This is a genomic window from Legionella quateirensis (assembly GCF_001467955.1).
In the GTDB taxonomy this organism is placed as follows: domain Bacteria; phylum Pseudomonadota; class Gammaproteobacteria; order Legionellales; family Legionellaceae; genus Legionella; species Legionella quateirensis.
The window spans coordinates 144,916-159,961 of sequence record NZ_LNYR01000012.1 but is presented as its reverse complement, the minus strand read 5'-3'; the positions used below and the strand labels follow the sequence as shown (position 1 = coordinate 159,961).

Genomic DNA, 15,046 nt, shown 5'->3' with positions numbered 1-15,046 from the left:
CCTTTATATTTTTATTGTGTTTTTGCCAATGCTGCCAACTGCGTTGGTCTGCATTACGCCGAGAGATATTATAAATTTTAAAGCTTCGTCTACAGTCATATTTAATTCTATTGCATCCTTTTTTGGAACCATCATCAAAAAACCGGATGTAGGATTAGGTGTTGTAGGAATAAATATTGAGACCAATTCTTCATTTGCTTTTGCATTAATTTCTGATTGCCCAGCTCCTGTCTGGAATCCTACACTCCAGACCCCCTGTCGTGGGTATTCAATTAGTAATACTTTGCGAAACGCTTCACTATTAGAAGACAATACGGTATGGATTATTTGCTTGACCGCATTGTAAATCGATCGAACCAATGGAATTCTTGCAAGTATTGATTCGCCCCAACTCATTAACCTTTGACCAAAAAAATTGGTCGCGAATATTCCTGTGGAAATGAGTAACAACAACGATATAACGACGCCTATACCCGGTATATGAATACCCAGTAATTGTTCGGGCTGGTATGCTTTAGGAACTAAAGCCATTGTATTATCGAGCAAATCAATAATAAAACGAAGTACGCCTATTGTGACCAATATGGGTAACCAAACTACCAGACCTGCCAGCAGATATCGTCGTATAGATACAGACTTCACTCAGAATCACCTTTTGTTGATTTTGATGAGTCAGCTGTTTTTGCGGAAGTATCCTTGCTTGCGGCATCAGCAGTCGGAGAAGCAGCGTCTTTCTTTGATTCGGAAGAAGTCTTCGGCGCTGAGCCTTTATCTTTGAAATCCGTTGCATACCAACCTGTACCTTTTAGTTGGAATCCAGCAGCCGAAATCAATTTGACCACTGTGTTTTCAAAACATTTAGGACACTGTGTGACTGGTTCATCTGTGTATTTTTGCATCAAATCAAAATGATGATGACAACTTGTGCATTGATATTCATAAATTGGCATCGAAAATGGCTCCGTTAACTTCAAATAACCCTGATTTAACCTTGTATTATAACCAAGTAGTGAAAGATGAACAACCTTTAAAATGAGATAGGTCCTGATGAATAAGCAAGAAATGCCTGAATGTACACGAAGACAGAAATTGAAGCTCTTCGATGTACCTTTTCAACTTGAAACAACGGGTCAAGGGTTAATATTGGATAATTGAATATCAATCAGTTCACTGCCAAATGGGAGAGTCGCTAATAAGGGGTACTCCAGAAGGTTTTTTAGCGTTTCAATATTCTCATCCAGGAGTAACATATCCGGATCGAGGCAATTAGCTATCCATCCAGCACACTTAATATTATGTGTCTTAAGAGCCAGTCCAGTGAGCAATGCATGATTAATACAGCCTAATTGCATACCAACAACTATAATAACGGGAATCTCACTTGTCTTCAGGAACTCTATCCATGTATCACGATCATTCAAAGGGACCATTAACCCTCCAGCCCCTTCTATAAACATAATATCCGCTTCCTGTACTTCCAAACCCAAACAATACTGAGACAATTCATGAATATCCAAAACTTCTCCGGCATCCTGGGCTGCCAAATGAGGAGAGACAGGTAGTGGAAAACGCCAGGGATTAATTTGATCCATAGATAAGGAACTATTTTGCATCAAATGCTGTGCATCAGAACTTACTAATTGATTCATGACTACAGAACAGCCACTAGCAATCGGTTTTATAGCTATCGCATTTGAAAAATAATCAACTAATTTACCTGTGACGAATGTTTTTCCACAATCAGTATCAGTGCCGGTTATAAAATATCGTTTCATTGTATAAATCCTGAAAACTGTTCAATAAATACGTCTGTATGGGATAAAAACGGCATATGTGCTGCTTTATTAAACAGAACGTAGTTAAAATCCGGGTATATTTTCTGCATATAATGCATGGTCCTTACCGGAGTGATAGGATCCAAACGTCCAAACATAAAGCACGTTGGTGTGTTCAGTGAGTTTAACCCAGGCCTAAGATCCCATTCATCCAGAATTTTAAGTCCAGATTCCAACCCACTTTTAGAAGGAAGTACTCCAGAATTAAATTCAAATTTATGCTTATTTAATTGGAGGGTGACAAATTCCTGCAGTGTTTTATTGATATCCAGTGAAAGATTTTTATAGAAATGAGCGAATACCTCTCTGGAAACACCTGGCCATTCAACGTCAGAAATAAATCGTGGTGAACTGGTTATATTCACTAACTTTATTACCCGCTCTTGCTCCTCTATTGCCAGCCGGGTAGCAAATAATCCCCCCAAAGACCATCCCGTCACAATGAATTTGGGTGGTAATCTGGAGAGTAAGTTCGACTTAAAACTATTCCAATCCTGCAGGGGACTTAATCCAAATCCTGGTAAATCAACCAATATCAATTGGTAAGACTCTTCAAAATAAGGTATTAGAAACTTCCAAACCTGACTGTCGAAACCCCATCCATGAAAAAATACCAAAGGTATTCCAGTTCCATAACTAGTGATGTGTATAGTCATAAATTTTATCTAATGTTGTAAACAGCTTATTAATATGCTCTTCCTGATGATTGAAATTCAGAATGATACGTAATCCTGTCTGTTTGATATTGACGGTTGGAGACCGTATAGGCGAACAACTGATTCCAGCTTTTTTAAGCTCGCGATCATAATGTAATGCTAAATGAGGGCATCCTAATTGAAGTTGTTGAATTGGGGAGTTTGAATCGCTCCAGTGTAATTGAGAGTTGTTTATCTGCCTTTTAAAATGGTCAATCAACTGAGATAATCTTCTTCTTCTATCATCTGCAAGCACGACCACATCCAGCGTTTTAAGTAAACCATAACTAAAAGCAGGACTTAAAGCGGTGGAATAGATTAGGGATCGCGCTGCTTGCAATAGCGCAGTAATCCATTCTTTTTTTCCAGCAACCAGAGCGCCTTGAGAAGCGAAAGATTTTCCAAATGGAATAACTCGTAAGGGCACTACATTCTGAGACAGGCCATGGTGCGCAACGGCCCCCTTGCCCTGTTCACCTAAAATACCAAAAGAATGAGCTTCATCGACTAACAGTACCGAGCGCGCGCCATCACACAGCTCAGATAAGCCAGACAGTGGCGCAAGGTGTCCACTCATACTGAATATCCCTTCTGTAATGATAACATTATCATCATCCCTGTTCTTTAGTTTACGGACAAGATCCACCATATCATTATGCAGGTACCGGGTGAATTGAACTTGAGATAAAAGTAATCCATCATAAATAGAAGCATGTATCCCTTTATCTATAAGACAATGGACTTTAATTTTGCCCATTAAAGAGGCCACTGCGAGATTTGCTGCATAACCTGAAGAAAATAAAATACAGTCATCAACAGCCAATAACTCCGCGAAAGCCCGTTCGACTGCCTGATGATTCGCATGATAACCGCTCAGTACCATTGATCCGCCACTGCCAGTTGGATGCATGGTATAGCCCTCTTGATAGGCTTTAGCGATACGATTATCTGTACTTAAAGATAAATAATCGTTGCTATCAAAATGTATCAGAGCAGTAGGCGCCGATTCAGTTACTTGACGAGTTCTCAATAATCCTTGTTGACTCAAGCTCTCAGTATAATCTGTAATTTTATGATTTAGAGTCATTAAACCATCTCGGTTAAACCCAGTTTATTAAACAGCGCCTTATCTTTAACTCTCTGAGGATTTTCTTCAGTTAATAATTTATCGCCGATGAAGACAGAATTTGCGCCTGCAAAGTAGCATAAGGCTTGTAATTCATCGCTCATTTCAGTTCTTCCTGCCGTTAAACGGATGGCACTTTGCGGCATTAATATTCGTGCAGTAGCTATAGTTCGAACCAATTCGATGCCTTCAACTGGTTCTGCCTTGGCAAGTCGGGTTCCCTCAACTGGAATCAGGCGATTAATCGGCACACTCTCTGGAGGAGTTTCCATATTGGCTAAAGTGAATAAAAACTCAATTCGATCTTCTCGTGTTTCTCCCAAGCCGAGGATGCCGCCACAACATACATTAATTCCAGCTGCCCTAACATGCTCCAATGTATCCAGTCGGTCAGTGAATTTACGGGTTGTAACTACTTTTTCATAATAGGAAGGTGATGTATCAATATTATGATTATAATAATCAAGCCCTGCTTCTTTTAAGCACTTAGCCTGTTCCTGATTCAACATCCCCAGAGTCATACAGGTTTCCAAACCGAGCGCTTTAACTCCCTCTATCATTTCTTTTAGTTCAGGCATGACTTTATCAGGTGGGCAACGCCAAGCGGCTCCCATACAAAATCGTTTGGCACCACCATCTTTTGCTTCCTGAGCGCTTTTCAGAACATCGGTTACTGACATGAGTTTTTCTTTCTCAACATGAGTTTTAACATGTCCACTTTGAGAGCAATAGCCACAATCCTCAGGACATGCTCCTGTTTTAATACTGAGCAAGGTTGCAAATTGTAACGAATTTGCATCATGGTGCGCTCTGTGCACAGTATGTGCCTGATGCAATAAATCATTGAATGATTGTTGATAAATCGCTGCAATCTCAGAAATTGTCCAGTTTTTCTTAGCCTCAGTCACAACTACCCCCTTTTATTCATAATAATGAACATGATAAAGTCACGCCAACACTTGTCAACCAAAATTTGAAAAAATGGTCAACGTAAACAAACTCATTTCCAGAGATTTAAAACACATCTGGCATCCCTGCTCCCAAATGAAGGACTTTGAAACGTGTCCACCAGTGATCATTGAACGAGCACAGGGGAGCTATCTCTATACGAATCAGGGTCCAATGATCGATGCAATATCCAGCTGGTGGTGTAAATCCCTGGGGCATGGTCATCCTGCTGTACTGTCCGCAATTAAAAATCAAATGAATTATTTTGAGCATGTGATAGGTGCCAATACAACTCATCCTTTGATTGTAGAGTTGGCGGAATTATTAACTGAAATGACCGGTAAGCAACATGTGTTTTTTGCCAGTGACGGCGCCAGCGCAGTAGAAATTGCAATGAAACTGGCAATTCATGGAACGCAAATAAAAGGATTCAAAAATAAAAATGAATTTATTGCGCTCAAAAATGGATACCATGGAGAAACGCTGGGCACCATGAGTGTCAGTGATTTAGGTCTATATAAGGCACCTTATGAAACTTTTGGAGTAACCTGTCATTTCATAGACAATATTCCTTATCTATCTTCTCAAAAAGATCCCTTATGGAATAATTGCGACGAGCATTGGTCTGCTGTGATGAATCAACTGGAACAGATCAGTGATAATGTCTGCGCTGTTATTCTCGAGCCAATTATCCAGGGAGCCGGTGGCATGCTGTGTTATAGCCCTGCTTTTTTAAAAAAACTGTCAAGCTGGACTCAATCCAAGGGCATTTATCTGATCGCTGATGAAATAATGACTGGAATGGGACGTACGGGTGAATGGTTGGCATGTCATCATGCTGGCATAGAACCCGATCTGATCTGTTTATCCAAAGGATTAACTTCAGGAACTTTGCCCTTGAGCTGTGTCATGATTGACAGCGAAATATTTGATCTTTTTTACGCTGATTATAAATCAGGTAAATCATTCCTGCATTCCCACACCTACAGCGGTAATCCTCTGGCAGTATCTGCCGCTCTGGCCACAATTAAAACCTTTCATAATGAGCAGATAATCAATAAAACCAAAGCATTAGGTGACATAATGCTCCAAAAAATACATCAGGTATCTGAGCGATCAGGCAAGTTAAATAATATACGTGGATTGGGCGCTTTAGTTGCTGCCGATTTAATCAGTGCGGGTGATTATCGTATTGGCAATGAAGTCTATCAACATGCATTAAACTTTGGCGCATTAATTAGACCCATTGGGAATACTTTATATTGGATGCCTCCATTAAATACTGAACCAGAAACTATTGGGAAATTAGCTGAAATAACACTAAACTCTATAGAGGCGGCCTATTTTAAAGCTCACAAATATGAGTAAGGTATTAAAAGAGATATCACAACTTATTGTAAAGCAATTCAATTATTTTTGGATTTTAATCACTATTCTCGTACTTTTATTTTCCCTGTACACCAATTGGCATTTAAGTATAAACAGGACTTATAAAAAAATTACAGATGTAGCGACATTGGTAAGTAATCGTGTTGATGGATTTATAGAAGATTTGTTTCAGGAAGTGTATACCTTGCCAGTATATGGAAAAAGCTTTACTGATTGTAAATCCGGCTTGTATCCCTATTTAGAGCATATTACTTTAAATAATGAGAATATTGCGGGCATTTCGATAAGTGATAACCGTCAACAATTAATATGCTCTTCATTGCCGAATAACGAATCAATCATCTCATCAACAACTCATGCTCGTACCCTGACAGGACCTTTTAAATTGCCCCTGTTCGATCAGCCGTTATATCTGGTCCAGCAAAAAATGGGAAACTATCATATTGGGATACTTGTAGTATCGTCTATTTTGCAAAATATACTCAAAATATCAGATAAAAATGTGAATTCAGTGGCCTTATATAATAACTTCGAAAAAAGAAACATCATTCGAGTTGAACGTACTGATGATAATAGAAGCTGGAAGTTGAGTCAGCTCATCAATGAACAAACGCCAACCAATACGAAAGAATTGTATGTTATTGATAAAACACAAAGTATTGACGGAGTGGTCGTTGTTGTTTTTGAGAATCATCAAACATTAATTAGTAACCTACTGTATAGTGAACTACTGGTAACCTTAATTATATTATTGAGCTCTGCCCTCATATATCACTTATTAAAAAAAGTGATTTCAAAGCGCTACTCCTTGCAGGGAGCTATTAAGCTTGCGATAAAAAACAATGAGTTTTATCCCGAGTACCAACCACTGTTTAACTGCAAGAAAGGTTCATTTACAGGAGTAGAAGTCCTGGTGAGATGGAGAGATAGCGAAGATCAGCTCATTATGCCCGATTTTTTTATAGCTGAGGCAGAAACAACCGGGCTTATAGTACCTTTAACACTACAGATTATCGAAATTTCATTGAGAGAAACACAATTCATACTGCAAGAAAACAGCGAATTTCATCTTGCATATAATCTTTCAGCACTCCATTTTACAGATCCTTCTTTTTTTACCGAGTTCGATCTACTCGCTCGACAATTCGCCATATCTCCCAGCCAGATCATCTTTGAGATCACCGAGCGAGAATTGTTAGATAAAAATAACAGTGTGTTCATCGGAACCATGAACCGATTAAGAGAAGTCGGCTATTCACTGGCCGTTGATGATTATGGCACGGGACATGCAAGCATCAGTTACTTGCAACATTTTCCATTTAACTATTTAAAGATCGATAAACTGTTTGTGCAAGCAATAGGTACCAAAGCAATTACAGAATCTTTAAATGATGCCATAATACAGATGGCTAAAGGTTTAAACTTAATTATTATCGCTGAAGGTGTGGAGACAAAAGAGCAAGTCGATTATTTGTCAAACAATGGAGTACGATTTCTGCAGGGTTGGTATTTTTCAAAGGCATTACCTATTGATAAATTAGTAACTCTTTTAAAGGGAGAAAAAGAATGAACTATTATACTGGTTGTTTGCTTGTTTTGATTTGCTTACCTGGTTTAGGAATTTCGGCTCCTGTTAATGAAAACTCCAGTTATTGGCAGTGCATGACCCAGGACAAAGCGAATAAACAATGGACGGCTAGAAACGGTTATCAAAAAGTTGCGCTGAACATCGCCTTTGCCATGTGCAAAAAAGAGAGTGAGTTTCCTACCAGTTGTAAAGCATCCAAATCCAACTGTGAAGGATTCTACATGGGCATGAGTACAAAACCCTTATGGCGCTGTACTGCTATAGATCATACTGCCGCACCATGGAACAGTAATTTTTACCCTCAGCGAGATGATGCCGCTCTAGCAGCTGAAGCTTATTGTAAAGAAAACAGCAGCGTTCCTGATACTTGCTATATTAATATGGTGACCTGTAGAAACTTTAATGAAGGATTGAACTATCCATGATTTATAGTATTGGATTAACAGGTAATATAGCCAGCGGCAAAACAACCGTTGCGCAGATTTTTTCTGAATTGGGAGTTGAGGTTTTAAGTGCTGATCACATATCAAGAGAATTAACAGCAAAAAACACTGTTGCGTATTATGAGATAGTTAAACACTTTGGCCCAAAGACTCTTTTGGAAAACGATGATATTGATAGAAGACACTTGAGAGAACTCATTTTTACTCATCCTGAAGAGAGGCTCTGGCTAGAAAACTTGTTACATCCGCTTATCAGGAATCAACTGGAAAAGAATATTAAAAGGTGTACTACGCCTTATTGTGTAGTAGAAATCCCTCTCTTGCTCGATAAGAAACACTATCCTTATCTTAATAGAATTTTATTAGTCACCGCGCCATTAGAACTCCAAATCACCAGAGTAATGGAACGTGACCACTGTACCCAACAGCAGGCGATGGCTGTTTTATCGACACAACCCGAGATAAACGAACGGTTAAAAATAGCGGATGATGTCATTATCAATGATTCTGGATATGAGCAATTACACGAAGCGGTAATCCATTTACACTCCAAATACTTAAAATCAGTCAGCCAAAGTTCAACTTGATCATCAACAGCAAACAGAAATTCCCAAGATCGTAACCTGTATCACGGATGCGCTTAATACAGGTTACGATCTGCCATTATTTATCATGTACATAGGACAATGATAAGAACTCTTTTATTTTCAATATCATTTATGTTAGTCTAATCACACAAACCAGCCTTTAGTACTTTAGTATCTAAAAAATATTATAAAATCAACGGGTAAACTGCTAAACAGAGTTGTAAGGTTATTTTGAATAAATACTCAATTAGATTGAAAAACATACTAAATACAGAAGGTCGGATTATGCTAAGGATGGCCTTATTATATGTATAAAAACACAATTACTTTTCAACTTGCAACGCATTTTCTATCTCGGATAGCGCTACGTTTGGAATTCTTATTTAAAACCATTAATCAAGCGTGCAATGAGTCACATGAGGTAATTCATCGATTTGCTTTAAAAAACATCATAGAAATCATCGATATTGTTGAAAAACCTGAGTTAAAAAGCCGTTTTATCAAAGAACTGATTCGAATTGAGCATGTGTTAAAAAAACCCAACTTATTGAATAATATGGTGCTTTTTGATGATTTAGCTACCCAGATTCACATTTTGAATCACGTACCTGGACGCTTTAGCAACCCCATAGACGATGATGAGTTTCTTAAAACGTTGAGACAGATCCATCATCCGAATACCAAAGAATGTGAGTTTAATTCGCCCCATCTGGTGCTTTGGTTTGAATCAGATGCTCTCCTCCGACAAAAAACAATTAGCCAATGGGTAAATTCCTTAAAAGATTTGGAAGACACCGTTCGAATTTATTTATCGTTACTTCGTGAAGCAACCCAATACATTCCTATAACCGCATGCAATGGCTTTTATCAACACAATATATCCCCCAAATCCGTTAACCATTTAATTTTATTAAAAATGGATAAATCTATGGGAATTACACCAAAACTGCAGTTAGGACATCATAGTTTAACCATCAGATTATATGAATTAACTACAGCACATGAAATTAGAGATAAATCAGTGGACATGGAAATTGCCTTCTGCCAAATATAACAACTTCAATTTCTATCAGAGAACTAAGCATAAATGAAATTAATCACTTTAAATATTTGGGGCGGACATCTGAGAAATCCTCTACTGAAATTTATTCATAACAATCGAGATACTGACATCTTTTGTCTCCAGGAGGTCTATTTCAACGCACACCGTACTCTTACGGATAAAGAACGAGAGATCAGTCTTAATATATTTTCTGATTTACAAAAATTACTTCCCAATCATTATGCGATTTTTAAACCTGCAGTAGAAAATGTATATGGAATTGCAATATTGATTAAAAACACGATCGATATTATTAGTGAAGGCGAAATCAATATTCATCAAAAGCAACACTATCCCGGAATTGGATTGAATCATGATAGAAATTTGCAATGGATAGAATGTGAAATAAACAACAAGCTCTACGCAATTGTCAACGTCCACGGGTTATGGAATGGAAAAGGGAAAAAAGATACTCCAGAACGTTTAAATCAATCCCATCGTATTCGCCAATTTATGGATACCATAAATACGCCTAAAATATTGTGTGGTGACTTTAATCTAAGACCCGATACAGAAAGTATCCACATCCTGGAACAAGGAATGAATAATTTAATTAAAACGTATAATATTCGCTCAACCAGAACTCGATTTTATACTAAAGAAGAGAAATTTGCGGATTACATCCTAACCTCACCTGAAATTATTATAAATCAATTCACTGTGATGGATGATGAAGTATCAGATCATGCTCCGCTGATGCTTGATTTTATATAAATAAATCAAATATCACTGTAGAGGTCAGGCAATTGATTCCGAAAGTTGGATCAGATTAATAATACCTATATTTGCTTGAGGAAAATCTTCAGGATTAAGATCATCTTTATAAACCCATTTCATATCCAATTGCCCCTCATTACAGCATGGATTTCCAATAAAATGAGTCACATGAAAAAGAATTAATTGAACGGTCTTATCTGAATATTGATGTTTAATCTCACCAAGATAACGAGAATTTAATACGGTTAAACCAACCTCCTCCTTAATTTCTCGGACTAAAGCTGCCTCGGGAGACTCGTCTTGCTCAAGTTTACCGCCGGGAAATTCCCAACATCCTCCATGTGGAACATGGAATGGACGTTGGGTTACTAATATGCGTTGCTGTTCATCAGTAATTATTGCTACTGCAACTTTCACGCTAAACTGCCATGACACGCTTTATACTTTTTACCTGAACCACAAGGACAAGGATCATTTCTGCCAATTTTCTTTTCATGACGTCTGAACGTATGATCAGCATCTTCCTCGTCACTATTTGGATTCTCATGCTGCAGATTCATTTTACGAATCTGCTCTGCACGTCGCTGTTCTTCAACAGCATTGGCATCTTCTTCAGTTTGAATCTCGACAGATAAAAGTAATTTAATGACATCATACTTTAAATTATCCAGCATCATCGTAAAGAGACTGAATGCTTCCTTTTTATATTCCTGTTTTGGATCTTTTTGAGCATATCCACGCAAATGTATGCCCTGGCGTAATTGATCCATTGAAGCCAAATGTTCACGCCAATGATTATCCAGGGTTTGTAGAATGACCGATTTCTCAAATTGAGATATAACAGGCCTGCCAGTTTTACGTACTTTTTCATCATAATGTTCTATTACCAAAGCAAGAATTTTTTCTTTGATTTGCTCTGGCTGAATACTGTGATCCGCATCTATCCATTCGTGAACTGGTGCTTTGATTTTAAACTCATCCAACAGAACATCAGATAATGCCTTGGGATCCCACTGATCTTCCAAACTTTGAGGAGGAATATAAGTGTCTACGAGACTATTTATTACTTCATCCCTCATCATGGCGACAACTTCTTCTGTATCGGTCATCTCCATAATTGATGCACGTTGAGTATAAATTACTTGTCGTTGATCGTTTGCGACATTATCATAATCCAGCAGTTGCTTTCTGACATCAAAATGATGTCCTTCCAGTTTGCGTTGCGCATTTTCAATAGCTTTAGTTACCAAACTATGCTCAATTGGCTCACCTGGTTTCATTCCTAATCGACGCATCATTGATGCTACTCGTTCCGAAGCAAAAATACGCATTAGATTGTCTTCAAGAGACAAATAGAATCGGCTGCTTCCGGCATCACCCTGTCGACCAGCACGGCCTCTTAATTGATTGTCAATACGTCGAGATTCATGACGTTCCGAACCAATAATTCTTAAACCTCCAGAAGCCAGAACTTCATCATGACGATTCTGCCATTCAGTTTTTAATGCATTTTTATCAGCATCAGTTGCCGTATCAGGCAATTGAGCCAAATCAGCTGACAAGCTACCACCCAAAACGATATCAGTTCCGCGACCAGCCATATTAGTTGCTATGGTGACTGCTCCAGGACGACCCGCTTCAGCGATAATCTGCGCTTCTTTTTCATGAAACTTGGCATTCAATACCTGATGTTTTATATTTGCTTTCTTTAAAAGCTGGCTTAAATATTCTGATGCTTCAATGGACGCAGTTCCCACTAGAACTGGTTGCTTACGAGTACTGCATTCCCTGATGTCTTCAATAATTGCCTGATATTTATCCGATTGGTTTAGATAAACCAAATCAGCTTCATCCTTACGCATCATGGGTTTGTTGGTTGGTATCACAACCACTTCAAGATTATAAATTTGTTGGAACTCATAAGCTTCAGTATCAGCTGTTCCAGTCATACCGGATAATTTATTATACATACGGAAAAAATTCTGGAATGTAATCGAGGCCAGAGTTTGATTTTCATTTTGAATTGACGCACCTTCTTTTGCCTCTACAGCCTGATGCAAACCTTCAGACCAGCGTCTTCCCGGCATTGTACGGCCGGTATGCTCATCGACTATCACAACCTGATTATCTTTTACTATATAATCAATATCACGATGAAACATTGCATGTGCCTTTAATGCAGCATTGACATGATGCATCAGCATAATATTACTGGCGTGATACAAACTTTCACCGGGATCCAACAGATTGGCCTTGGTAAGTAACTCTTCTATATGCAAATGACCTGCATCGGTTAGATGAGCCTGTTTCTGTTTTTCATCTATAGTATAATCACCCTGATCCCCCTCTTCTTCCTGTTTCTTTAATTGCGGGATCAGCTTATTAATTTTAATATACAGTTCAGAACTGTCCTCTGCTGCTCCAGAGATAATGAGTGGAGTTCGAGCCTCATCAATTAATATCGAATCGACTTCGTCGACAATAGCAAAATTCAATTCTCTCTGAACTTTATCTGCAAGGCTAAACGCCATGTTATCGCGCAAATAATCAAAACCGAATTCATTGTTAGTACCATAAACGATATCTGCTTTATATGCTTCTTGTTTATTCGTATGTGACATATCAGGATAAATAACGCCTACAGTCAAACCTAAAAACTCAAATATGGGCTTCATCCATTGACTGTCACGCTTGGCAAGATAATCGTTGACTGTAACTACGTGCACACCACGACCGCTGATGGCATTAAGATAGGCAGGCAAGGTTGCAACCAAAGTTTTACCTTCCCCGGTACGCATTTCTGCAATATTACCTTCATGCAGTACCATTCCACCGATAAGCTGTACATCAAAATGACGAAGTCCTAAAGTTCGAACAGACACCTCTCTAACCGTAGCGAAGGCTTCAGCAAGCAACTCGTCCAGGCTTTCCCCTTCATTATAACGAGCCTTAAACTGTTGTGTCTTGGCGGCTAACTCCGCATCAGTTAATGCCTGCATTTGTGACTCAAATGCATTAACAGCCAATACTGCCTTTTCCATACGCCGTAATGTACGTTCATTTCGGCTTCCAAACATTTTCTTAATCAACGTATTCAGCATGGCCTGGATAATCCTCTGGATGTTCTAAATAACAAACTCATTAATGTACTAGAAATCAAGATAAAATGCCACGAATACATGAGATTTGGATAATTAATTGCAGAATGACTTCTATTTAATGAGCATTAAACCGCAGAACGATAAAATATCTTGCTTAGCTGGGTTTAAAGATAAAATATACAGCTCCAAGCAAACAAAAACCTGCCCAAAGATAATTTAACGTAATTTTTTGATCCATATAAAGCATGGCAAATGGAACAAAGATTGATAAGGAAATGACCTCTTGCATCAATTTAAGCTGAGAAAGGCTAAAATTAGCTTCAGTATATCCAATTCTGTTGGCTGGTATTTGCAGCAAATATTCGAAAAATGCGATTGACCAGCTGATGAGTACAACCCACATAATGGGTTTATTAGTAAACGATTTCAGATGACCATACCAGGCAAAAGTCATAAAGGTATTCGAAAAAATCAATAACACAACAGTGAGTAATGAACTATTCATAGTGCCTCATATTCCCTTTTAAGTTCCATATCAAGTAAGTAGTCAATTAACTCCGCCAAGAGATCAGTATTTTTAGATTGCAAAACCTGCATTAATTTTTTTTTCCATTGACTAGCTCCGGGCAAGCCATGTGCTAAATTGAATATAGGTTTAATCAGTACACTTAATGGAACACCTTTACTTCGTTCAACAAATAAATAATCCAAATAGTGAATCAATACCTGGCTGCGTTTTATTAGTAGTGATTCCGGATAGAGAGCATGATGTAATTCCGCTATACGATAAGGATTATCACAAGCAAGACGACCTAACATCACCCCATCAACTTGATGTAAATGCTCACTGATTTCGCTTATAGACAGAATATTTCCATTAATGACTACCGGAATATGCGGAATTTCCCGTTTTAGTCGATAAACATACTCATAATTGACGGGTGGAATGGTTCTATTTTGCTTTGGGTTTAATCCATTCAGCCAGGCCTTACGAGCGTGAACGATTAATTTATCACACCCGGCTTCAATCAAACCATGAGCAAAATCACTAAAAAAAGCATAACTGTCCTGATTGTCTATGCCTATTCGAGTTTTCGCTGTAACAGGAATGGTAACTGCCTGTTTCATTGCACGTATACACTCAGCAACCTGAACTGGTTCGTTCATTAAACAGGCGCCAAAACGACCTGCCTGAACTTTATCACTAGGACAACCAAGATTTAAGTTTATTTCATCATACCCCTTCTGCTCAGCAATTACGGCACATGAAGCAAGAGCCTGTTTATCAGAACCACCCAGTTGAAGGGCAATTGGATGCTCCATAGCAGAAAAAAACAAAGCTCTTTCGGGATTATTAACCACTGCGCCTGTAGTCTGCATTTCTGTATATAACAGCGCATGAGGAGCCAGTAAGCGCATCAATACTCGAAAATGGGTATAGGTCCAATCTATCATAGGAGCAATAGATAATTTAGAGTACAAAGTAAATCACCATAAAATTAAAGTTAGGGAGAA

General features: G+C 38.4%; 16 protein-coding genes. 6 read left to right on the top strand and 10 right to left on the bottom strand.

Annotated elements, in window-relative coordinates; translation table 11 throughout:
* Nucleotides 1-3: 3 nt before the first annotated feature.
* From Lqua_RS05370 to bioB, 6 genes are all read right to left on the bottom strand, one after another.
* A complete protein-coding gene (locus Lqua_RS05370) occupies nt 4-642 on the bottom strand; it encodes a DUF502 domain-containing protein (RefSeq protein ID WP_058473259.1) in 639 nt (212 codons plus the stop codon).
* Nucleotides 639-950: an FmdB family zinc ribbon protein gene (locus Lqua_RS05365; protein ID WP_058473258.1), complete on the bottom strand. Its 312-nt coding sequence runs from the start codon at nt 948-950 to the stop codon at nt 639-641. Before Lqua_RS05365 ends, Lqua_RS05370 begins: the two co-directional genes overlap by 4 nt.
* A 180-nt stretch (nt 951-1,130) precedes the next feature.
* On the bottom strand, nt 1,131-1,775 hold the full coding sequence (gene bioD, locus Lqua_RS05360) for a dethiobiotin synthase (protein WP_058473257.1): 645 nt from the start codon (nt 1,773-1,775) through the stop codon (nt 1,131-1,133).
* A complete protein-coding gene (locus Lqua_RS05355; RefSeq protein ID WP_058473256.1) occupies nt 1,772-2,491 on the bottom strand; it encodes an alpha/beta fold hydrolase in 720 nt (239 codons plus the stop codon). The genes bioD and Lqua_RS05355 overlap by 4 nt, the downstream gene beginning before the upstream one ends.
* Nucleotides 2,472-3,617 (bottom strand): aminotransferase class I/II-fold pyridoxal phosphate-dependent enzyme, encoded by a 1,146-nt coding sequence (locus tag Lqua_RS05350; protein ID WP_058473255.1) that lies wholly within the window; start codon nt 3,615-3,617, stop codon nt 2,472-2,474. The genes Lqua_RS05355 and Lqua_RS05350 overlap by 20 nt, the downstream gene beginning before the upstream one ends.
* Nucleotides 3,617-4,564: a biotin synthase BioB gene (gene bioB / locus Lqua_RS05345; protein ID WP_058473254.1), complete on the bottom strand. Its 948-nt coding sequence runs from the start codon at nt 4,562-4,564 to the stop codon at nt 3,617-3,619. The genes Lqua_RS05350 and bioB overlap by 1 nt, the downstream gene beginning before the upstream one ends.
* Nucleotides 4,565-4,637: 73 nt before the next feature.
* On the opposite strand from bioB, the gene bioA reads away from it, so the two are divergent.
* From bioA to Lqua_RS05315, 6 genes are all read left to right on the top strand, one after another.
* The gene (gene bioA / locus Lqua_RS05340) at nt 4,638-5,972 is read left to right on the top strand and encodes an adenosylmethionine--8-amino-7-oxononanoate transaminase (protein WP_058473253.1); all 1,335 of its coding nucleotides are present in this window, start codon (nt 4,638-4,640) and stop codon (nt 5,970-5,972) included.
* Nucleotides 5,965-7,563 (top strand): EAL domain-containing protein, encoded by a 1,599-nt coding sequence (locus Lqua_RS05335; protein ID WP_058473252.1) that lies wholly within the window; start codon nt 5,965-5,967, stop codon nt 7,561-7,563. The genes bioA and Lqua_RS05335 overlap by 8 nt, the downstream gene beginning before the upstream one ends.
* On the top strand, nt 7,560-8,006 hold the full coding sequence (locus tag Lqua_RS05330) for a hypothetical protein (RefSeq protein ID WP_058473251.1): 447 nt from the start codon (nt 7,560-7,562) through the stop codon (nt 8,004-8,006). The genes Lqua_RS05335 and Lqua_RS05330 overlap by 4 nt, the downstream gene beginning before the upstream one ends.
* A complete protein-coding gene (gene coaE, locus Lqua_RS05325; protein WP_058473250.1) occupies nt 8,003-8,611 on the top strand; it encodes a dephospho-CoA kinase in 609 nt (202 codons plus the stop codon). Before Lqua_RS05330 ends, coaE begins: the two co-directional genes overlap by 4 nt.
* 307 nt (nt 8,612-8,918) lie before the next feature.
* Nucleotides 8,919-9,665, top strand: a complete 747-nt coding sequence (gene zapD / locus Lqua_RS05320) for a cell division protein ZapD (RefSeq protein WP_058473249.1) — start codon at nt 8,919-8,921, stop codon at nt 9,663-9,665.
* A gap of 33 nt (nt 9,666-9,698) precedes the next feature.
* A complete protein-coding gene (locus Lqua_RS05315) occupies nt 9,699-10,427 on the top strand; it encodes an endonuclease/exonuclease/phosphatase family protein (RefSeq protein ID WP_058473248.1) in 729 nt (242 codons plus the stop codon).
* A 24-nt stretch (nt 10,428-10,451) separates the two neighbouring features.
* Here Lqua_RS05315 and mutT read toward each other — a convergent pair whose 3' ends face one another.
* From mutT to dusA, 4 genes are all read right to left on the bottom strand, one after another.
* A complete protein-coding gene (mutT, locus tag Lqua_RS05310; RefSeq protein ID WP_058473247.1) occupies nt 10,452-10,847 on the bottom strand; it encodes an 8-oxo-dGTP diphosphatase MutT in 396 nt (131 codons plus the stop codon).
* Nucleotides 10,844-13,531 carry a preprotein translocase subunit SecA gene (secA, locus tag Lqua_RS05305; protein ID WP_058473246.1) on the bottom strand — a complete coding sequence of 896 codons (2,688 nt, stop codon included), beginning with the start codon at nt 13,529-13,531 and terminating at the stop codon, nt 10,844-10,846. The genes mutT and secA overlap by 4 nt, the downstream gene beginning before the upstream one ends.
* Before the next feature lie 154 nt (nt 13,532-13,685).
* Nucleotides 13,686-14,036, bottom strand: a complete 351-nt coding sequence (locus Lqua_RS05300) for a DMT family protein (RefSeq protein ID WP_058473245.1) — start codon at nt 14,034-14,036, stop codon at nt 13,686-13,688.
* A complete protein-coding gene (dusA, locus tag Lqua_RS05295) occupies nt 14,033-15,013 on the bottom strand; it encodes a tRNA dihydrouridine(20/20a) synthase DusA (RefSeq protein WP_274519353.1) in 981 nt (326 codons plus the stop codon). Before dusA ends, Lqua_RS05300 begins: the two co-directional genes overlap by 4 nt.
* Nucleotides 15,014-15,046 lie beyond the last annotated feature (33 nt).